At 41.6% G+C, this 20,441-nt stretch carries 25 protein-coding genes, 1 pseudogene and 2 riboswitches; of the genes and pseudogenes, 16 read left to right on the forward strand and 10 right to left on the reverse strand.

The genetic code is table 11. The features are described 5' to 3' along the window. The first annotated feature begins 18 nt into the window (after window positions 1–18). Window positions 19–1,224, forward strand: a complete 1,206-nt coding sequence (locus MHB45_RS04480) for an MFS transporter (RefSeq protein WP_034314304.1) — start codon at window positions 19–21, stop codon at window positions 1,222–1,224. Between the two features lie 38 nt (window positions 1,225–1,262). Here the strand turns inward: MHB45_RS04480 and thiE are convergent, their stop codons facing one another. Genes thiE through tenA form a run of 5 tightly spaced genes read right to left on the reverse strand, consistent with a single transcriptional unit; the run spans window position 1,263 to window position 4,689 of the window. Beyond that, entirely contained in the window at window positions 1,263–1,895 is a 633-nt protein-coding gene (gene thiE / locus MHB45_RS04485; protein ID WP_072272652.1) for a thiamine phosphate synthase, read from the reverse strand. Next, entirely contained in the window at window positions 1,876–2,691 is an 816-nt protein-coding gene (thiM, locus tag MHB45_RS04490) for a hydroxyethylthiazole kinase (RefSeq protein WP_072272653.1), read from the reverse strand. Before thiM ends, thiE begins: the two co-directional genes overlap by 20 nt. Beyond that, window positions 2,688–3,494, reverse strand: coding sequence for a bifunctional hydroxymethylpyrimidine kinase/phosphomethylpyrimidine kinase (thiD, locus tag MHB45_RS04495; protein WP_048687294.1), 807 nt, complete (start codon window positions 3,492–3,494; stop codon window positions 2,688–2,690). The genes thiM and thiD overlap by 4 nt, the downstream gene beginning before the upstream one ends. Beyond that, the gene (gene thiW / locus MHB45_RS04500) at window positions 3,463–3,984 is read right to left on the reverse strand and encodes an energy coupling factor transporter S component ThiW (RefSeq protein ID WP_048687313.1); all 522 of its coding nucleotides are present in this window, start codon (window positions 3,982–3,984) and stop codon (window positions 3,463–3,465) included. Before thiW ends, thiD begins: the two co-directional genes overlap by 32 nt. A gap of 15 nt (window positions 3,985–3,999) precedes the next feature. Beyond that, window positions 4,000–4,689 (reverse strand): thiaminase II, encoded by a 690-nt coding sequence (gene tenA / locus MHB45_RS04505; RefSeq protein ID WP_072272654.1) that lies wholly within the window; start codon window positions 4,687–4,689, stop codon window positions 4,000–4,002. 91 nt (window positions 4,690–4,780) lie between these two features. Beyond that, window positions 4,781–4,885: riboswitch (TPP riboswitch) on the reverse strand. A gap of 157 nt (window positions 4,886–5,042) precedes the next feature. Further along, window positions 5,043–5,147: riboswitch (SAM riboswitch) on the forward strand. Window positions 5,148–5,322: 175 nt separating this feature from the next. On the opposite strand from tenA, the gene MHB45_RS04510 reads away from it, so the two are divergent. Both MHB45_RS04510 and MHB45_RS04515 read left to right on the forward strand, forming a co-directional pair. Beyond that, a complete protein-coding gene (locus MHB45_RS04510; RefSeq protein WP_034314291.1) occupies window positions 5,323–5,511 on the forward strand; it encodes a Fur-regulated basic protein FbpA in 189 nt (62 codons plus the stop codon). 251 nt (window positions 5,512–5,762) lie between these two features. Beyond that, window positions 5,763–5,957, forward strand: coding sequence for an aspartyl-phosphate phosphatase Spo0E family protein (locus MHB45_RS04515; protein ID WP_048687289.1), 195 nt, complete (start codon window positions 5,763–5,765; stop codon window positions 5,955–5,957). A gap of 69 nt (window positions 5,958–6,026) precedes the next feature. Here MHB45_RS04515 and MHB45_RS04520 read toward each other — a convergent pair whose 3' ends face one another. Beyond that, on the reverse strand, window positions 6,027–6,533 hold the full coding sequence (locus MHB45_RS04520; RefSeq protein ID WP_048687287.1) for a GNAT family N-acetyltransferase: 507 nt from the start codon (window positions 6,531–6,533) through the stop codon (window positions 6,027–6,029). 188 nt (window positions 6,534–6,721) lie between these two features. Here MHB45_RS04520 and MHB45_RS04525 point away from each other — a divergent pair, with 188 nt between their 5' ends. Continuing rightward, on the forward strand, window positions 6,722–7,423 hold the full coding sequence (locus MHB45_RS04525) for a DUF459 domain-containing protein (RefSeq protein ID WP_340907437.1): 702 nt from the start codon (window positions 6,722–6,724) through the stop codon (window positions 7,421–7,423). A gap of 42 nt (window positions 7,424–7,465) precedes the next feature. Here the strand turns inward: MHB45_RS04525 and MHB45_RS04530 are convergent, their stop codons facing one another. Further along, window positions 7,466–8,371 (reverse strand): ABC transporter ATP-binding protein, encoded by a 906-nt coding sequence (locus MHB45_RS04530; RefSeq protein WP_301294382.1) that lies wholly within the window; start codon window positions 8,369–8,371, stop codon window positions 7,466–7,468. After that, window positions 8,360–9,289 (reverse strand): annotated as a pseudogene (locus MHB45_RS04535) (ABC transporter ATP-binding protein); the annotation flags it as partial. The pseudogene MHB45_RS04535 and the gene MHB45_RS04530, both read right to left, overlap by 12 nt. Window positions 9,290–9,472: 183 nt before the next feature. Between MHB45_RS04535 and MHB45_RS04540 the strand changes: the two are divergent. From MHB45_RS04540 to MHB45_RS04550, 3 genes are all read left to right on the forward strand, one after another. Beyond that, complete coding sequence (locus MHB45_RS04540; protein WP_048687283.1) at window positions 9,473–9,955, forward strand: DinB family protein; 483 nt, start codon at window positions 9,473–9,475, stop codon at window positions 9,953–9,955. A gap of 152 nt (window positions 9,956–10,107) precedes the next feature. Continuing rightward, entirely contained in the window at window positions 10,108–10,572 is a 465-nt protein-coding gene (locus MHB45_RS04545) for a M15 family metallopeptidase (RefSeq protein WP_081088762.1), read from the forward strand. 131 nt (window positions 10,573–10,703) lie between these two features. Then, window positions 10,704–11,246, forward strand: coding sequence for an acyl-CoA thioesterase (locus tag MHB45_RS04550; protein WP_034314279.1), 543 nt, complete (start codon window positions 10,704–10,706; stop codon window positions 11,244–11,246). A 102-nt stretch (window positions 11,247–11,348) separates the two neighbouring features. Here the strand turns inward: MHB45_RS04550 and MHB45_RS04555 are convergent, their stop codons facing one another. Then, window positions 11,349–11,984: a Bax inhibitor-1/YccA family protein gene (locus tag MHB45_RS04555; protein ID WP_340907439.1), complete on the reverse strand. Its 636-nt coding sequence runs from the start codon at window positions 11,982–11,984 to the stop codon at window positions 11,349–11,351. Window positions 11,985–12,477: 493 nt separating this feature from the next. Here MHB45_RS04555 and MHB45_RS04560 point away from each other — a divergent pair, with 493 nt between their 5' ends. The 9 genes from MHB45_RS04560 to MHB45_RS04600 all read left to right on the forward strand — a co-directional run bounded on the left by MHB45_RS04560 (window position 12,478) and on the right by MHB45_RS04600 (window position 20,014). Then, on the forward strand, window positions 12,478–13,503 hold the full coding sequence (locus MHB45_RS04560; protein ID WP_072272657.1) for an ABC transporter ATP-binding protein: 1,026 nt from the start codon (window positions 12,478–12,480) through the stop codon (window positions 13,501–13,503). Beyond that, window positions 13,481–14,407 (forward strand): ABC transporter ATP-binding protein, encoded by a 927-nt coding sequence (locus tag MHB45_RS04565; RefSeq protein WP_072272658.1) that lies wholly within the window; start codon window positions 13,481–13,483, stop codon window positions 14,405–14,407. Before MHB45_RS04560 ends, MHB45_RS04565 begins: the two co-directional genes overlap by 23 nt. A gap of 15 nt (window positions 14,408–14,422) precedes the next feature. Beyond that, on the forward strand, window positions 14,423–15,388 hold the full coding sequence (opp4B, locus tag MHB45_RS04570; protein ID WP_034314271.1) for an oligopeptide ABC transporter permease: 966 nt from the start codon (window positions 14,423–14,425) through the stop codon (window positions 15,386–15,388). Window positions 15,389–15,410: 22 nt separating this feature from the next. Next, window positions 15,411–16,310 (forward strand): ABC transporter permease, encoded by a 900-nt coding sequence (locus tag MHB45_RS04575; RefSeq protein ID WP_034315454.1) that lies wholly within the window; start codon window positions 15,411–15,413, stop codon window positions 16,308–16,310. Window positions 16,311–16,329: 19 nt separating this feature from the next. Then, a complete protein-coding gene (gene opp4A, locus MHB45_RS04580; RefSeq protein WP_048687272.1) occupies window positions 16,330–18,093 on the forward strand; it encodes an oligopeptide ABC transporter substrate-binding protein in 1,764 nt (587 codons plus the stop codon). A gap of 107 nt (window positions 18,094–18,200) precedes the next feature. Then, window positions 18,201–18,389 carry a hypothetical protein gene (locus MHB45_RS04585; protein WP_034314269.1) on the forward strand — a complete coding sequence of 63 codons (189 nt, stop codon included), beginning with the start codon at window positions 18,201–18,203 and terminating at the stop codon, window positions 18,387–18,389. 32 nt (window positions 18,390–18,421) lie between these two features. Then, complete coding sequence (locus MHB45_RS04590; protein ID WP_153246153.1) at window positions 18,422–18,559, forward strand: hypothetical protein; 138 nt, start codon at window positions 18,422–18,424, stop codon at window positions 18,557–18,559. Window positions 18,560–18,650: 91 nt separating this feature from the next. Continuing rightward, window positions 18,651–19,697 carry a M42 family metallopeptidase gene (locus MHB45_RS04595; protein ID WP_072272659.1) on the forward strand — a complete coding sequence of 349 codons (1,047 nt, stop codon included), beginning with the start codon at window positions 18,651–18,653 and terminating at the stop codon, window positions 19,695–19,697. Between the two features lie 125 nt (window positions 19,698–19,822). Beyond that, window positions 19,823–20,014: a hypothetical protein gene (locus MHB45_RS04600; protein ID WP_048687267.1), complete on the forward strand. Its 192-nt coding sequence runs from the start codon at window positions 19,823–19,825 to the stop codon at window positions 20,012–20,014. Window positions 20,015–20,018: 4 nt separating this feature from the next. Here the strand turns inward: MHB45_RS04600 and MHB45_RS04605 are convergent, their stop codons facing one another. Further along, window positions 20,019–20,441, reverse strand: coding sequence for a pyridoxamine 5'-phosphate oxidase family protein (locus MHB45_RS04605; protein ID WP_048687265.1), 423 nt, complete (start codon window positions 20,439–20,441; stop codon window positions 20,019–20,021).

The raw sequence follows: 20,441 nt of genomic DNA on the forward strand, positions 1-20,441 counted from the left end.
GTTCTTCAGGAGGAAAATATGGGAAATAATGCGAAAATGATATCGCAGCGTAAGTTACTTGGTGTTGCGGGTCTTGGATGGATGTTCGATGCACTTGATGTCGGTATGCTTTCTTTCATCATTGTTGCATTAAAACAGGATTGGAACTTAACCAGTGAGCAGGTTGGCTGGATTGGGAGCATAAACTCCATAGGGATGGCTGTTGGCGCCGTATTCTTTGGTGCGATGGCCGACAGGGTCGGACGAAAGAATGTCTTTATCATTACTTTATTGTTGTTTTCGATCGCAAGTGGCCTGTCAGCAGCAGTCAGTACACTCAGCCTGTTCTTGATATTGCGTTTTTTGATTGGAATGGGACTTGGGGGAGAACTTCCGGTTGCCTCGACATTGGTCTCTGAAAGTGTTGAAGCGAGTAAAAGGGGAAGGGTCGTCGTCCTTCTTGAAAGCTTTTGGGCGGTTGGCTGGATTTTGGCAGCACTCATATCCTATTTCATCATACCGGCTTATGGTTGGCGGGTTGCATTATTATTGAGCGCAGTTCCAGCTTTATATGCGTTGTATCTGCGCTTGAAACTGCCGGATTCACCAAAGTATACGGAACTTGAAAAAAAGCAAAGACCATCTGTATTAAGCAATATGAAAAGTGTCTGGAAAAAGGATTACTCCCGTCAGACCCTTGTATTGTGGATTCTATGGTTTTGCGTGGTCTTTTCCTATTATGGGATGTTTTTATGGCTGCCAAGCGTGATGGTCCTAAAAGGCTTCAGCATGATTCAAAGCTTTGAATATGTTTTGATCATGACGCTTGCACAGCTTCCGGGCTATTTTTCAGCTGCATGGCTGATAGAGAAGATGGGACGTAAATTCGTTTTGATCACATACTTAATTGGAACGGCCGTCAGTGCCTTTTTCTTTGGATCGGCAGAGGGGCTGGCACTGCTGATAGTTTCCGGAATGTTCCTCTCTTTCTTCAACCTAGGGGCATGGGGTGCACTTTATGCGTATACACCTGAGCAGTATCCAACATCAGTTCGCGGTACAGGGGCTGGGTTAGCTGCAGGGATCGGGAGGATTGGCGGTGTTCTGGGACCTTTGCTTGTAGGGTATCTAGTTGCCGCAGACACCCCGATTTCATCGATTTTCACCATTTTTACAATTGCTATTTTAGTGGGGGCAGTTGCCGTGGCTTTTGGGAAGGAAACAAAGAATACCGTTTTGACATAAACAAAGGATGGGGACTGCATGCAGTCTCCATCCTTTTGTTATTTAAAGTCTTTTATTATTTTTAAAAGGGATTCGGAGGCAGTCTTCGGATTATTTGCATTCATGATGGCCGATACGACTGCGGTACCTGATAGTCCGCTATCAGAAAGAGCGGAAATGTTATCGGCAGTGATACCCCCGATGGCTACTGCGGGAATGGATACGCCGCGGCAAATCCCCCCCAGATCCTCAAGTGTCATTAGGGTTGCATCTTGTTTGGTCTTGGTGGGGAAAACTGAACCTACTCCGATATAATCGGCTCCATTTCGTTCGGCTTCGAGAGCTTCTTCAAGAGTGGAGACAGATACACCGACAATCATATCTTCAGGAACCATTTTTTTGACGACAGGCAGTGGAAGGTCATCTTGTCCAATATGAATTCCGTCCGCTCCAACCGCAAGTGCTATATCCACCCGGTCATTGATGATAAGGGGAATGGAAAGCTCATTCAATAACTGTTTTAATGCAGATGCTTTTTTATAAAAGGAGAGGGAGGAATTGTTTTTCTCTCTAAGTTGTACGATCGAGACTCCTCCTGAAACCGATTCTGCAATGATTTTGGTCAATTCTTCTATTGCTATGGACTCTTCCGTAACTAAATACAGGCTTAAATCAATTTGCGGCTTTTTCACTTAGTTTCACCTCATGCATCCAGATTTCCTTATCCATTCTTGATATGGCATCGATTAATCGCACACGGAAAGTACCTGTTCCTTCATCCTTTTGAAGGGTTGAGGCTGCCAGTTCCCCTGATATGCTCATTGTTGATATACCGGCAATTGCGGCAGAATAGAAATCATCGGTGACTCCGGAAAAAGCTCCGATAAGAGCAGTGGACATGCAACCGGTACCTGTAACATTAGTTAAAAGGAGGTTCCCGTTATCGATGATGGACGTATGTTTTCCATCGCTGACCGCATCCTTAGCTCCGCTGACCACGATGATGCTATTCAATTCATTTGCCGCTTGTGCAGCCAGCTCGGCATTGCTAATCGCAAGTTCCCCCGAATCCACCCCGCGTGTAACGGTATCCCCACCCATCATTGACAGGATTTCACTCGCATTTCCGCGAATGATTTGGAAAGTAACCTTACTTAGGAGCTCTTTGACTTGCTCTGTACGATAGGAGGTGGCACCAACTCCCACCGGGTCCAAAATGACCGGGATGTCCAGGGCATTTGCCGTTTTACCGGCAATCTCCATTGCTTCCAAGGCTTTATCATCGATCGTACCGAAATTCAGGACCAATGCATTTGCTAATTTGACCATATCCGCCACTTCTCTTGGGCTCGATGTCATTACTGGTGAACCTCCGATGGCAAGGGTGGCATTTGCACAGTCATTGACCGTAACAAAGTTTGTGATTTGGTGAACGAGTGGTTTCCTTTCTCTTACCTTCATAAATAAATCGGCTGAAGAAATCTTCATAACAAGTCACTCCGTTCTTTTTTTGAATATGAATGAAAATGATGGACAGGTCCATGACCTTTACCGATTGAAAAGCTATTGCGTATCGCTTCGGAAATATAGGTCTTGGCTTGTTCGATCGAGACTTGCAATGGCAGTCCATTTGCCAGGTTAGATGTAATGGCGGATGATAGGGTGCAGCCTGTACCATGAGTGTTTTTGGTATGAATGCGCTCTCCCTTGATCCAGTGGAAGTCAGTACCATCATAAAAAAGATCATTTGGATTTCCTGCTGCATGGCCGCCTTTAAGTAAAACGGCTTTGGGACCCATTTCTTGTATCGAAATGCATGCCCTGTAGAAATCTTGTTTCGTCCGAATCGCGAAGCCAGTAAGTACTTCCGCTTCTGGTACATTGGGTGTTACAAGAGTTGCAAGCGGAAGCAATTCCATTTTTAAGGCAGAGACGGCCTTTTCGTCGAGCAAATGGTGGCCGCTTTTGGAAATCATGACAGGGTCAAGGATAACGATGGCAGGCATGAAGGTTTTAAGGGATGAAGCGACCGTTTCCACGATTTCTTTTGATCCAAGCATGCCTATTTTTACTGCATCGACAGGAATATCTTCAAAGATAGCTGCAATTTGATCCGATATGATAGCTGTTTCAATGGGCTGTACAGAACGGACTTCCATTGTGTTTTGGGCGGTTACGGCTGTGATGGCAGACATTCCAAATACACCATGTGCAGAAAATGTTTTTAAATCCGCTTGTATTCCAGCACCGCCCCCTGAATCAGAGCCTGCGATCGTTAATGCTGTTTTCATAAAAAAACCCCTTCATATAATTATTTTTTAGCAGTATTTTAAGTAATATGAAAGCTAAAATCGCCCCTGCGAATGAACTGAACATAAAAGCCGGTAAAAAACCAAAAAGAGCAGCTTTTTCTCCCAATAGGAGGGTTGCAAGCGGATAACAGGCCAGGGAACCGAGAATGCCGGTCCCGATCACTTCCCCTAAACAGGCGAATTTTAAGCTTTGTGTTTTTCGATAAAGGATGGCGGCCAAAAGTGCACCAATCATGCTGCCGGGAAAGGCGAAAATTGAACCGGTACCAGACATGTTTCTAATGATGGAAACTAAAAAAGCTTGTGTCACAGCATATGCAGGCCCCAATAGAACCGCCGTCAGGACATTTGCCAGATGTTGAATAGGAAAGATTTTTGCAAATCCTGCAGGGATGAAAATAAATGAACTGGTCAGCGTCGTTAAAGCAATGATCATGGCAGTCAATGTCAGTTTCTTGATAGGATTCATCCTCATGTCAACCACCTACAGAGGCCAATCCTGCTCATTTTGAACCATGTCCCAGAATAAATATTCATATCGGGAAGTAACCAAAAAGTGCTTTTCTAATCTAAGAAGTTCCTTTTCAGGCATGCCTTCCGTCAATTCTTCCAACAAAGTGATCAGCCACTTGTGTGCTTCCCCGAATTCAGGAGATGAATAGGACCTTATCCAATCTGCGTAGCGATTGTTTTCCAGTGCTGCTCCATTTTGTTCTTTTAATAGCAAACCGATTTCATAATAATCCCAAGCGCAGGGCAGGAGACAGGCGACCAAGTCTGCCAAAGTCCCATGCTGAGCTGCATTTAGCATGTAACCTGTATAGGCTAGAGTGGTTGGAGTAGGTTCTGTATTTTCCAATTCCTTGGAGCTGATCCCGAATTCGGAAGCATAATGCCGATGAATATCCATTTCCACTTGAAGGGTTTCATTTAAAATGCTCGCAAATTTTGCCATGGTTTCGATGTTATGGGCTTTGATGACACCTAAAGCAAAGAGCTTGGAATAATCCATGAGATAGACATAGTCCTGCTTCAGGTAATAGGCAAATTTCTTTTCAGGAAGTGTACCGTTTCCAATTGCCTGGACAAAGGGATGTGAATGGTTCCTTTTCCAAATCTCTTTTGCCCGTGCATGCAGTCTATCACTGAATGTTTCTAATTTTGTATTCTCCATTGTTCATCCTCCTATAGAATGGCTCCCTTTGTTGAATAAAAAACCCCGTTCCTGAATACGGAACGGGGTAGATGGATATAGTCTGTAAAATGGACGATATCATCCACTTCCCTCCGCCGGTATGAGCCGGTTCAGGTTCAAAGGGTCCGGAACTAATTCCATCTCAGTCTTAAAAAAGACTCCCCTAGTGGTGTGAATTGTATGTAATTACTGACATCATATCAGAAAGACAAGAAAATGCAACCCGTATTTGAAAGAGGAATCACTTTATGTCCAGGAAAAAAGGGAGAACCAGGTAATTGACTTTTGAAGATTATTAGGATAGAATCATTTCTACATCATTATATATCGAATTCTTATCCAGAGAGGTGGAGGGACTTGGCCCTAAGAAACCTCGGCAGCGGACCCGTTTAGGGAACTGTGCTAAATCCAACAAGCATATGCTTGGAAGATAAGAAGAGCCGTACGGACACTGTCAGCCTCTTCTTAAATTAGAAGGGGCTTTTATTTTTGGGAAATAACGTTTAGTGACATACTAGAAAAGGTATATATAATTTGGTGAAATCAAACAAGTTGATAAAGTTTAGCTAACTAGAAGCAGGCACTAGGACGACTGGGAAAGGAGCCATTTACATGGCAGAATTATTTAAGAGGATTGAACAGAGGAAGGCAAAACTCATTGAAGAGCTATTGGCCAATGGAGTATACAAAACCTCTGATGAAAGGCACCTTTATGATGCCCCATTAAAAGTACTTGAAGATGAATATAAGATTGTTATAAATAGACCTAATAACGAGTCACCTTCTGAATGGATGACATAGTAAACGGAATACAATATTTGGATTTTTGGATAAGGGATATGATGTAAGCATTCGCAGTCTACACTAGTGGATGCTTTTTTTGCGTTTATTAGAAAACGACACAAATTATACATAATTAAATAACAAAATAGGTGTTTTGTTACATTTGGCCTATAAAATAACACATTTAATTTTGAAAAATAGTTGATTTTAACTAGTGGTTTCATTATGATGAAAGTGTAAAAATATTGAATAAATGGGAGGTGACTATGATGCCTAGCCGTAAGGTAACTATAGAAAAAGTAGAAGAGAAGAGACAGGAAATGATAAAGTTGGGAGCGATTTACGGCTTAACAAGTCTGCTGACTGTACAAGCCAGTCAAGAATTGGATACGCTATTGAATGCGTTAGCAAGTAAAAGAGATTCTGAATATTTTTCCCTTCAAGAAGCATATAGGTATTTTTAAATTAGCAATTCGACCTTTATTAATCTGAAAAAGCTACTGCTCAAGGCAATAGCTCTAAAGAAATATATATTAAATATCGACACGTTTACCTAGAATGATCAAATCCCGCTCAATGCCATCCATCTCGGCAACTTGAGGTAAATGTGCCCATTCTTCAAACCCGAATTTGGAAAAAAGCTTAAGGCTTGGTGTATTATGGGCGAAAATGAAACCCAATAAAGTCTTAACACCTAATTTTGGACTCAATTCAATTGCCTTTCGAATCGAAATTTGTCCAATTCCTTTTCCCCGGAAATAATCATCAATATAAATACTGATTTCGGCAGTGGATTTATATGCCGGTCGGCCATAAAAGGATTGAAAGCTCATCCATCCAGCGGTTTTCCCTTCTATAGTAATGATATATAGCGGTCTACTTTCTGAATGATGTTCCTCAAACCATTTAACCCTCGATTGGACGGATACAGGTTCCGTATCTGCCGTGACCATTCTTGAAGCAATTGTCGAATTATATATTTCAACAATTCTGGGTAGATCAGATAGTTCTGCCTCTCTAAACTCTATGTGTTCTTCCATGATTTAAACTCCTAACTATCATTTATTCAATCTCCAGAATGAAGGGTAATCCCGTTTCCATTGAAAGTTTTATATTATCATACACTCTTTATTCTTTATCTGACAATTCTTTTTTATGTTAGTACTGCAGATTTTTTGGGTATGAAAAAGATTAAATACTTCTAGTAAAAAGACAAGAGGAGAACCAAATGAAAAAATTGGCAGGTATATTGATTATCGTACTGGTTATATGTTTTGCTGCATATGAATTTCAGGCCTCGGAGTCGGAAGATGTGCAAAGGGTCATGGCTTTTGGAGATTCATTAACCTATGGAAAAGGGGATAAGGACGGGGAAGGATATATAGATGGCCTTGAGGATGAATTGAATAATCCGCAATCGGAGCAAAAAGTGAGTTTTTGGAATTACGGTATTAAAGGCCAGGAAACGGATGGGGTGATGAAACAGCTAGATGATTACCGCATTAAAACGAAACTTGATGAAGCCGATACTTTCATTGTTTTTATTGGAACGAATGACTTGATCAATAGTAATGGCGGGAACTTGGAGAAAATAAGTGACCGAAAAATCAATGAGGGTAAACGGGAATATATCAACCATCTGAAAAAGATTACATCAACACTGATAGAGGCAAACGATAAAGCGGATATTCTGGTAGTAGGACTATATAACCCAATTAAAGACAATCAAAAACTTGAAAAGCACATTCGCGATTATAACGAGTCAATAAAGGGATTAGCCGATAAAGGTGAACGGATGTTATTCATTTCTACAAATGATCTTTTTGAAGATGAAAAGAAAACAAAGTATTTCAGTGATAAGTTACATCCGAATGAAAAAGGGTATCAGCTCATTGCGAATCGGGTTTTGGAAAGTTATGACTTCAAATGAAACCGAACATGCACAGAAAGGCTTTCTGTGCATGTTTGCCTGCTAAGTTGCTAGGTATTTGATATCGCTTACTTGAGGGAACTGTAAGTCATGGAGCTGCTTGTATCGGCCGTTGTTTTGCATTAACTGGTCATGTGTTCCTTTTTCAAGAACCTGCCCTTTTTCCAGAACGATGATTTGATCGGCGTCATGAATGGTCGATAAACGATGTGCAATGACTATTGAAGTCCGTTTTTTCATTAAACGTGACAAGGCTTGCTGGATCAAATGTTCAGATTCTGTATCCAAGGCCGCCGTTGCTTCATCGAGAATGATGATTTGCGGATTTTTCAAAAGTGCCCTGGCAATGGCAATGCGCTGTTTTTGTCCGCCTGAAAGCTTGACTCCGCGCTCCCCGATCTGAGAATCATAACCATCAGGAAAGGCACTGATAAAGTCATGCGCATTTGCCGCTTTGGCGGATTCGATGATTTCATCATCTGTAGCATTAAGTTTGCCATATACGATGTTATCACGGATGGAACCATTGAATAGAATGATATCCTGAGAAACAATTCCCATTTGTCCCCGTAATGATTTCAGTGACACATCTTTGATATTATGTCCATCCATTTTAATCGTTCCATTTTGCGGATCATAAAATCGGATCAGTAGGCTCGTGATAGTCGATTTTCCTGCGCCGGAGGAGCCGACCAAAGCGGTTACTTGACCAGCTTTCATGGTCAGGTTTAGATTGCCGAGAACAGGAACAGTCCCATCATAAGCAAAATCAACACTTTTAAACTCAATTTTCTTTTTTATGGCAGGGAGTTCAATGGCATTTCCCTTGTCACTTATTTCAGGTTGGGTTTCCAATATTTCAGTTATCCGCTCAAAGGCGGCGGCTGATTGCTGGACAATGCTGATTACCCGGCTAAAATTGCGAACGGGACTCTGCAGCAACCTCAAATAGGCTAGAAAGGCCACGATTAATCCTATTGTGAATTCACCTTCCATCACTTGCCAAGCACCGAACACAATGACTGCTACAAGACCGATATTGTTCAATAAATCAATAATCGGCCCGAACATGGAACGCAGCCGAACCGACTTAAGGTTTGCAGTCATATTTTCCTGATTACGCTCCGCAAACCGCCTTGATTCGAATTCTTCATTTGTAAAAGATTGAATGAGCCGCATTCCTGAAATCGAATCCTGTAACTGGTTGCTGACATCTCCTGCGGAACTTTGCACAGACCTAAATGACATCCTGATGCGTTTCCCGAATGCCCTTGTGATATAGAACATGAAAGGGAATGTAATAAGAAGGACAATGGTAAGCTTCTAGTTAATGAAAAGCATATATACCGCTACGGCAATGAAGGTCACCGTGTCAGTCAACACTTGAAGCATGCTCGAAGAGATGAGCTGCTGCAGTAAATTGACATCATTGGTCAACCGCGACATTAAGTCACCAGTCCGGTTTTTATCAAAGAATTTCATATCCAGTGTTTGAATATGTTCATACATGCTATTACGTATATCCATGATGGCCTTTTGACCGACCTTGGAAACGATATAGCTGTTAAAGTAGTTCAGTATAGCCAATAAGATTGCAGCACAAAGAATTCCTGCACCAATCCAGATCAACGAGTCATATCTTTTTTCGGGAATGATTTTATCAATCGTAAACTGTGTCAATTGGGGGATGGAGAACTCAAGCAATGAAATGAAAAGCATGATACATAAAACCAAAGAGCAAAACTTCCATTTCGATGGGACCCGATTGAACATTTGTTTAAGCATCAACCATATGCTTCCTTTTGAGGGTATTGCATGTATTGCACTGCGCCCTTTGTGGCTGAATGGAATATGTCCTCCACTCATAACGATCACTCCTATTTTACTGTCCTAGATGATTTTTGCCTTTATGACTATCATAGAGCTTTTCGAAAAATAGACAACTTTTAATCGGTTCGTTTTGTCAAAAAGTATTATTATTTTACACTTTCCTATAGGACTTGGAATAATTAAAGGAGATTAGCGAGGCTGATAAGAGGAGGTGCTAAAATGAATGAAAATGAAAAAATCAGGGAAGTACTTTTAAATGCGGTCAACGGACTATCGGATGAACAGCTGAACGCCCAACCTGAAACAGGAAGATGGAGCATCATCCAGGTTTTGGATCATTTATATTTAATGGAGAGCGCCATAACAAAGAGCATTTCCGATAAATTGAAGAGCGATGAAAGCATCCCTGCTGTGGATAAACCGATAGAACTTACGTTAAATCGTGAAGTGAAGGTCGAGGCCCCGCCATTTGTCACTCCGTCGGAATCATACCAAACTTTGAGTGAAGTTAAGGAGAAGTTGTCCGAATCCCGAAAGGCTTTTGTACATGTCGTTGACCATGCAAAGGAAATTGATCTCGAACAAAAGTCTTTTCCGCATCCTTTGTTCAAAGATTTAAGCCTGAAGCAATGGATTCCGTTCGTGGGACTGCATGAAAAACGGCATTTATTGCAAATTGAAGAATTAAAAGCAAAATTATAATAGAAGAAAAACTCATCCGTCTTTGGTTGAGTTTTTCATTTTAGACAGATATTTTCGTAAAGGGAAGGATTTTTTAAGTGAAAGACACTTGGGTAAGGACATGTTTGGTATTGGGCTTTTTCGGATTGCTGCTGTGGCTCTTGTTCAAGTATATGCTTCCGCCTGATCTAGACGAAATCGAACTGACTGACGAGCTGAATCCGATTGTCGCCGAAAAAAAAGACGAGCTCATTCAACTGGCTAAGGACAAAGGCATCCCGGTAATCATTACGGCCGGATTCCGGTCTTTAGCCGAGCAAAATGAACTCTATGAAAAGGGCCGATCAGACCCGGGCAACATCGTAACGAATGCAAGAGGTGGCGAGTCGCTGCATAATTTCGGTTTGGCGATAGATTTTGCCCTCCTTAACAAACAAGGCGAGGCCATTTGGGATATGAGTTATGACGGTAACGATAATGGAAAGTCGGATTGGATGGAAGTCGTTACAATCGCTAAAGGGTTAGGTTTCGATTGGGGAGGGGATTGGGCAGGGTTCAAGGATTATCCGCATTTACAAATGACATTTGGCTTAAGCCTGCGTGAGCTGCAGCAAGGCAAGCAGCCAAAAGGGCAGTGAAAGTGGTTGGCTTCATTATAAGCCGCATAATTTTGACTAATAGCAGGAAAATAAGCATGTGAATTGCTTTACAGGTAAGAATTCGATAAAGTGAACTAGTGAGAAATCAGACATAAAGGAGTGCAGTCACCATGGAAGAAACAAAAAATTGCCGGGACTCTTTGGTCATAAAAACAAGCCTTGTCCTCCCGCCGGATACAAATAATATTGGTACGATGTTCGGAGGCAAATTAATGGCATACATTGATGATGTAGCGGCTATATCAGCCATGCGTCATGCGCGAAGCAACGTCGTTACGGCATCAACTGATTCCGTAGATTTCCTGCACCCTATTCACGAAGGAAATGCAGTTTGCCTTGAAAGCTTCGTGACTTATACGGGCAGAACATCAATGGAAATCATCGTAAAGGTGATTGCAGAGGATTTAGTTACAGGAGCCCGAAATTTATGCGTCATTTCCTTCCTGACATTTGTTGCCATTAATGAAGAAGGTAAACCAATTCCTGTTCCGCGTTTGGTTCCGGAAACGGAGATGGAAATGAATTTAAATGAATCAGCAAAACAACGGGCCCAAATAAGGAAAAAAAGAAGGGAAGATACACAGTTCATTGCAAGTACTTTCGGTGTGAAACTGCCATGGACCGATCAATCAAATCCAGGATTATATAAATAAGATAGGCATCCCTTCAGCCGTTCTTATTGATGATCGAGACATTAAGTGAAAAGACGCTTGGATAAATCCAAGCGTCTTTTTTATGGTACCTTGTTAGGTCTTTTAGTCATCGCTTGCTAAAATACCAAAGAAGCGCAAGGTGTTAATGAATAGGTTAATGAAATCAAGATATAGATTCAAAGCCATGAGCGGTACTTCTTCGGCTGTTACCCCGTAATGCTTCAGTCGATTGAAATCATATAAAATATAACCGCTGAAAACTAAAATCCCTATAAATGAAAAGACCAGCATGGCTGTAGAGCTTAATGGAAAGAAAATGTTGAAAATGCTAATGACGACTAAAGCTAGCAAGGCCGCAAATAACATTCCCCCCAAGAATGAAAGGTCCCTTTTGGTGGTTGTGGCATAAACCGCCAGTCCTCCAAATACGACTGTTGTCGTAACACCTGCCAGGATCACCACATTTGCCCCTGCAGCGGCTAGGTAGTGGGCAATGATCGGATAGGTCGTAATTCCAGAAATCAACGTGAAAATATACAAAAATGTGTAACCGATGGCTTTTTTCCTTCGCAATATGAATGCTCCAATCAACATGGCGATCTCAAGTATCGCCAAGGGAAGAAACAAGGATGGCGGAACAAGAGTGCCGAGAGCCATACCTAAAACGGAAACGGCAAGAGATAAAGCGAACGTCCGCATGACGGACGGCATATATGTTTGTACAGTTTGTGAATACATTCAATCACCCCATCATTTATTTTATACCGTTTCCTACGACTCTGTTTTAAAAAGGTTTCATTGCATACAATGAAAATTTGGTGTTTTTTTAAAAGTATTGAAATATATATGAAGTAATTACCTTTTCTATGATATTCTTGCAAATATACTAATTTTTCTGAAATATTAAAATAATTCAAACGGAACCATTCCGCGGTAAGTAAAACGATAAGCTCAATAAATAGGCATAAACTTCAAAAAAACTATCTCGAAATAATAAATTTGAAATTATTGATTATATATATTTAATCGGACTTCAAAACTTTACTGTATAACAGTTATAAAGGAAACGTTTTTATGTTGCAGAAAATTATTCCTAAAGTTATAAAATATGAAAAAAATGTGATTATTTTCTATAAAAACTATTGTATAATTGTAAAAAAATGATTAAAATTTTAAATAATTATCAGAAGATTAATTATTTTCCCGATAAAATAGTTTAGGGGGAGCAAGGATGAAGAAAGCTATTTTGCAAATAGAAAACCTAACTACCTCATTTCGAATCGGTAACAAATATCATGCAGCGGTTGATGATGTTTCGTTTACGGTGAATGAAAATGAAATTGTAGCAGTTGTTGGAGAATCAGGATGTGGAAAGAGTGCATTGGCCTTATCCATCATGCAATTACATAATAAGCAGAGAACGAAATCCGAAGGAAACATCAATTATAAAGGCCAAAATCTCCTAAAGTTGAATGATGTGCAAATGAATAAAGTCCGTGGTAAGGAATTGGGTATGATATTCCAGGAACCTTTAACGGCGTTGAACCCGCTCATGACCATCGGAAAGCAGATCGAGGAGAATCTTGATTACCATACTGAACTCTCCAGTGCTGAAAAAAAGAACAGGACGATCGAACTTTTGACACAAGTGGGAATTCCATACCCTGAACGGACGTACAAGCAATATCCTCATGAGCTCTCGGGCGGAATGCGGCAAAGGGCAATGATCTCGATTGCCATTGCTTGCAACCCTGCACTGGTCATTGCCGATGAACCCACGACGGCACTGGATGTTACGATTCAAGCGCAAATACTTGATCTGCTGAAAGATATCCAAAGCAGGACAAAAATGGGGATCATCTTAATTACACATGATCTGAGCGTCGTAGCAGAGGTCGCTGACAGGATCGTTGTCATGTATGCAGGTCAGGTAGTGGAAACGGGAAGTGTTAAAGAGATATTCAACAATCCGCTGCATCCATATACGAGGTCGTTATTAAATTCGATTCCTTCGGCTGCAAACGAGAAAAATCGTTTGCATGTTATCGAGGGAATCGTTCCATCGATAGCGAAAATGGATCGGATCGGATGCCGCTTCCAAGATAGGATCCCTTGGGTACCTAAACATGCGCATGAAGAGACGCCACTACTTCACGAAGTGGGCAACGATCATTTTGTCCGCTGTACCTGCTATAAAGCATTCTATTTTCAAGCTGAAGGAGATGCATCGGCTCATGACATTACTAAAATTAGATAATTTAAAAGTGCATTTTCCAATAAGGGGCGGTTTTTTTCGAAGGGTGGTCGATCACGTAAAGGCCGTGGACGGTGTTTCCTTTGAGTTGCAGCAAGGGGAAACATATGGTTTGGTCGGGGAATCCGGAAGCGGCAAGTCCACGACAGGCAAGGCAGTGGTCAAACTGAATGAGGTGACATCCGGACAAATCCTGTTTGAAGGCAGGGATTTAGCATCTTTAAGTAGAAGAGAAATTAAACCGTTCAGAAAAGATATCCAAATGATTTTCCAAGACCCGTATTCATCATTGAATCCCAAGAAGAGGGTTCTGGACATAATTGCCGAACCGCTGAGGAACTTCGAACGGTTATCCCCTTCAGAGGAAAAGAAAATCGTACAGGACTTCTTGGACAAAGTCGGACTCAGTCCGGAATCGATTCACAAGTATCCCCATGAATTTTCAGGGGGGCAGCGCCAGCGGATTGGGATTGCCCGATCATTGACATTGAAACCTAAACTGATCATTGCGGATGAACCGGTGTCAGCACTGGATGTTTCCGTTCAGGCACAGGTATTGAATTTTCTTCAGGATCTCCAACAGGAGTTCAATTTGACTTATTTATTTGTCGGGCATGATTTAGGCGTAATCCGGCATATGTGTGACCGGATGGGCGTTATGTATCGCGGTAGATTGGTAGAGGAAGGCAAAAGCGAGGAAATCTATGAAAATCCCCAACATATATATACGAAGCGCCTGATTGCCGCCATTCCGGATTTAGAGCCGGAAGTTCGCGAAAATAAAGTGCAGCTTAGAAAAAAACTCACCTCAGAATATGAGTCTACCTACTCAAAATATTTCGATGAGAATGGACGTGCTTACGATTTGAAGCCAATCTCATCGACACATAGAGTCGCATTACAATAAGGAGGTGGTAGGAATATGTGGAAGTTTATCCTAAGACGTTTATTAGTTATGATCCCGCAGCTCTTTTTATTGAGCATCATCGTTTTCATGATGGCAAAAGCAATGCCGGGAGATGCACTGTCAGGCCAGGAAATCAACCCTAGGGCCAATCCGGCAGAGCTTGATAGGATCCGGGAAGAACTGGGTTTGAATGACCCTTGGTACCAACAATATATAAGGTGGGCATCCAATGCAGTACAGGGTGATTTCGGTGTTTCCTATACACATAAGACGCCCGTTATGGATGTGATCGAAGACAGGCTTTGGAACACGGTGTTCCTGGCGTTGGTCACGCTGATCTTTACATATATGCTTGCGATTCCATTAGGCATACTTAGCGGAAGGTATAACGATACCTGGGTGGATAAAACCGTTACGGGTTATAGCTATGTAGGGTTTGGCACGCCGATTTTCATTTTTGCTTTAATCATGTTATTCGTTTTCGGATTTGCCCTGGATTGGTTCCCGTCTGGCGGCAGTGTCGATTCCAAAGTGGATGAAGGAACATTCGCCTATGTTGTAAGCAAGATCAATCATTTGATTTTACCAGCTTTAAGCACAGCTTTAATTGCAACAACAAGTACGATCCAATATTTGCGAAATGAAATCATCGATAATAAAATCAAGGATTTCGTAAGGACAGCGCGTTCGAAGGGTGTGCCTGAATCAAAAGTATATTCACGGCATATCCTGAGAAATTCCTTTTTACCGATAGCAGCATTCTTAGGTTATGAAATTACAGGATTGATTGGCGGCGCGGTCATAATCGAAACCATTTTCAGTTATCCGGGACTGGGGCAGCTTTTCCTTAGTTCAGTAAGTCTGCGGGATTTCAGTGTTGTCACGGCCATCGTCATGATGACGGGATTTGCCACTCTGCTTGGCACTCTTCTTTCGGACATCATACTTAGTGCGGTCGATCCGCGTATACGGATAGAATAGGAGCGGGGTGAGTCGTATGGAAATGAAAGTGGAAACCGGAAAGAACATACAAGTTAACGATGTGAGCCCTTCAGGAATGAAAATCATCTGGCAGGAAATCAAAAAAGATAAACTTGCCATGGGCTCATTGATTATATTAGCAGCCATATTGCTTTTTGTTTACGGTGCGTCGTTCTTCATGGACGCCAAGGAAATAGCCAAAGTCGATTTTCTCTCCATTTATATGGAACCATCTTCAGACTATTGGCTTGGAACCGATTATGGCGGCCGGGATGTATTCGGACAACTGATAATAGGTACCAGGAATTCATTCACGATCAGTTTATTCATTACATTATTCACGGCTATCATCGGTTTATCTTTAGGACTTCTTGCCGGTTACTTTGGCGGGGCAACCGATAATGTGATCATGCGTGTTATCGATTTCGTGATTGCCCTGCCGCAATTGATGTTCATCATCGTTGTGGTCACGATTGTACCGATCTTCAATGTATATGTTTTCATTTTAATCATGACGATGTTTTTATGGACAGGAAAGGCACGGCTGATTCGTTCAAAGGCTTTGTCTGAGCGTGAGCTGGATTATATTCATGCCTCACAGACTCTCGGGACGCCACATTGGAAAATCATCCTATTTCAGCTTCTGCCCAATGTCAGTTCATTGATCATCGTTAACTTCATTTTGAACCTTGCTGGCAATATTGGCTTAGAATCCAGTTTGACTTTCTTAGGGTTCGGCCTTCCGGAAAGCACCCCGAGTTTAGGGACGCTCATCAGTTATGCTCGAAATCCAGATGTTCTGGAAAACAAGTGGTGGATATGGGTACCCGCATCACTCATGATTTTAGTGTTGATGCTGAGTATAAATTTCGTTGGTCAAGCGTTAAAACGCGCAGCCGATGCAAGACAAAGAAGAGGATAAAAAAAGGGGAGTGTATGATATGAAAATCAAAAGCTACAGTAAGGTATTAAGTGCATTGGCCATTTCGTCTCTACTGCTTGCTGCATGTTCGAATGATACGGAGAAATCGTCAACGAAAGAGAAAAAAGGGAAAGATGTCGAACAGGTCGATACCTCTAAATTCCCGACAAAGACGACGAATCAAGGAGAGCCGATTGAAGGCGGCCATTTGACATATGGTTTGGTATCAGATACCCCGTTTGAAGGGATATTAAACAAGGTTTTCTATCAAGGCGAACCCGATAACCAAGTTATCACATTCTTTGATGAGGATTTATTGGATACAGACGAAGACTATGTTTTCACGAATGAAGGTGCCGCTTCCTATGAGATTTCGGACGATCATAAAACGGTCACGCTGACGATTAAGGATAATGTAAATTGGCATGACGGAAAGCCTGTGACTGGCGCTGATTTGGAATATGCATATCTTGTCATGGGAAGCAAAGATTACAAAGGTGTCCGCTATGATGAGCAAATGGCTTTGATCGAGGGTATGGAAGAGTATCATGAAGGGAAAGCGGATAAGATTTCAGGCATTAAAGTCGATGGCAAGAAAATCACTTTCACTTTCAAAAAAGCGAACCCATCCGTCACGACCGGATTATGGACATACCCGCTTCATAAAGAATACTTAAAGGATGTTCCGATTGCGGATTTGGAATCTTCTGATAAAATCCGTAAAAACCCGATCGGTTTTGGACCATTCAAAGTGAAGAAAATCGTTCAAGGGGAAGCGGTCGAATTCGAAGCGAATAAAGATTATTACCGCGGTGAACCTAAATTGGACAGTGTCACATTAAAAGTCGTGAATCCGTCGGTTGTCGTCAAGTCACTTGAAAATGGTGACCTCGATGTAGCGGAGGTCCTGGCGGAGCAATATGAGCAAGCCAAGGAATTGGATAATGTCGAATTATTGGGGAAAGTTGAATTGGCTTATTCCTATATTGGTTTCAACTTCGGTCATTATGATAAGGAAAAAGAAGAGAATGTTATGGATGAAAATCCTAAATTCGGTGACAAACGCCTTCGTCAGGCAATGGCATATGCCATCAATAATAAAGAAGTTGGCGAAAAGATGTACAAGGGCCTTCGCTTCCCTGCCAACTCTGTCATTACCCCGAACTTTAAATATAACAATAAAGATGTAAAAGCATATGAATATAATCCTGAAAAAGCTAAGGAACTTTTGGATGAAGCAGGATTTGTAGATACGAATAATGATGGCATTCGTGAGGATGCTGATGGAAAAGAGTTCAAAATCAACTTTGCTTCCATGAGCGGTTCCGATGTTTCCGAGCCACTGGCAAGGTATTATATACAGCAATGGGAACAAGTAGGGTTGGACGTCGAATTGCAGGATGGAAGGCTGCATGAGTTCAATTCATTCTACGACCTCCTGAAAAAGGATAATGACGAAGTTGATGTTTATTCAGCAGCATGGGGTGTCGCTTCCGATCCGGATCCATCAGGAATATGGTCTAGGTCTGCAGAATTTAACTATACCCGCTGGGTGAGTGAAAAAAATGATGAGCTTCTTGCTAAAGGGATTTCAGAGGAAGCCTTCGATGATCAATATCGAATCGATACGTATAATGAGTGGCAAGAATTGATTCATGAAGAGGTTCCGGTCATTCCGACTTTATTCCGTTATCAATTGGCTGGAGTGAATGAACGCGTTACAGGTTACGATTATCTCGCAGGCCGTCAATATCAATGGCATAATGTCGGGGTAACGAAATAATTTAAGCTGACTATCGGCTGCCTTTATGGCGGTCGATTTTTTTTGCGTTTTAATGGAGTGGATAACGGTTATATAGATAATAGTAAGTAATTGGAAGGGTGATATTGATGGAAGTGAGAAATCCTAATGAAACAAAGAGAGAGTTAGAAATATTGTTTACTGAATCGGTTGGCCGTTTACTGAAACCTCTCGAAGAGGAAATCATTGCAGACATTGTAGCCTATCCAGACGAAAAGAGAATTGCCTTCTTGGAATATATGAAGGAAATGTCCAACAAACAAAGACAATTGAAGTAAGTTGAAACTTTCATCATGAAGGAGGTTTTTTTATGAGGAACGAAGATATGGACAGATACAAGGTATGGCGAGATAAGTGGAAAAGAAGAGTGAATATGGAGAATTTAGCGTTATATGGAATTGCAACATTGGCTATGGCCATCTTGCCTGTAATGGCTTTTATGGGTTAAATCGATTAAAGGGCCGCCTTTTGGCGGTCTTTTAATATGTTAAAAGTGCCATGAAAAGATATAATGAACAAAGAGGAAAGGAGAGATATGCATGAGCGTGATCGAAGAAAAAGAAATCGTATCTTACATAAAAGAATTGGTGTCCATACCAAGCCCCTCTGGCTATACTGAACAAGCCATTAAATACGCGGCCGATTTCATGGAGCAGAGGAAGGTTCCTTACAACATCACGAATAAAGGGGCATTGCTTGCTACATTAAAAGGCGAAGATGATGACAAACAACGCTTGCTGACTGCCCATGTCGATACCCTGGGAGCCATGGTAAAGGAAATCAAGGCGAATGGCCGCCTTAAATTGACGATGATCGGCGGCTTCCGCTGGAACTCAGTGGAAGGAGAGTATTGTAAAATCCATACAGCTGACGGAGCCATCATCACCGGGACCATTTTAATCAATCAGACCTCTGTCCACGTATATAAAAATGCCGGCGATGCGAAGCGTGATGATGAGACAATAGAGGTCCGGATAGATGCTATCGTGAAAACTAAAGCGGAAACCGAGGCCATTGGCATTTCTGTTGGAGATTTTGTCTCCTTTGAACCGAGAGTGGAAGTGACGGATACAGGCTTTTTGAAATCAAGGCATTTGGATGATAAAGCTAGTGTGGGTATCCTCCTTCATATCATTGACCTCATTTCCGCAGGAAAGATAAAATTGGCATATACGACCCATTTCCTGATTTCCAACAATGAAGAAATCGGCTATGGCGGAAATTCCAATATCCCTGAGAAAACAGTCGAATATCTAGCTGTCGATATGGGCGCGATCGGTGATGGACAAACGACGGATGAATTCAGCGTTTCCATTTGCGCAAAAGACTCCTCGGGTCCTTATCATTATAAACTGCGTCAGCATCTGGTCTCACTTGCCCAAGCAAATGCTGTCGACTACCGCGTCGATATTTATCCATATTACGGATCGGACGCTTCCGCTGCCATCCGGGCAGGATATGATGTCGTCCATGGCCTGATCGGACCGGGAATCGATGCATCACATGCCTTCGAGCGGACACATGTCTCTTCATTAAAGCATACAGCCAATCTGATTTTGCATTATATCCAATCAGAGTTGGTATAATCGTGAGAAAAGCCCGCACTCATGTGCGGGCTTTTAACTGTTTTATAGAACTATTTTTAGTATAGTACTGAGTTAGTGAAATGCACGTGAATTTCGGTCATTTACTCGTGATTTGGGTAATACTCATGAATTTCGATCAAATACTCGTGAGTTTTGGTGTTTTACACGTGAATTTCGGTCATTTCCTCCTGATTTGGAGTAATACTCGTGAATTTCGATCAATACTCGTGAGTTTCGGTGTTTTACTCGTGAATTTTGGCCATTTACTCGTGAGTTTGAGCGTAATACTCGTCAATTGGCGTAAGTACAAAAAATAAAGATTTATAATGATAATTCTTGTGGAGGTTCACCATTGTTGTTCATCAACCGTATGCTTTCCGGCTTAATTTGCAGAATTAAATAATTTGGATCTTTCGGACCTTCGAACCACCGTTCAAATGATTCATTCCATAATTTATCTTTCAGTTCCTGAGAATCGTTTATTTTCGAGGTACCTGAGATTTCCAGGTAAGAATCGCCCAATCCTTCATTATCATAGCCAATCAGGATATGAACATTAGGGTTCTTTTCAATTTCATCGATTTTTTCCGTCTTTCCGCTCGTTGGTGTGTATAAAGTTAAATCATCGTTAAAAAATGTCATATAGCGTGAATGTGGTTTGTTGTTTTCAACAGAAGATAAAACTCCTATTTTATGATCACGGATGATGTTCAATACTTTTTCTTTTATTTGGTTTTGGCTCAT

The sequence above is a fragment of the Peribacillus sp. FSL K6-5616 genome (assembly GCF_038008245.1).
In the GTDB taxonomy this organism is placed as follows: domain Bacteria; phylum Bacillota; class Bacilli; order Bacillales; family DSM-1321; genus Peribacillus; species Peribacillus frigoritolerans.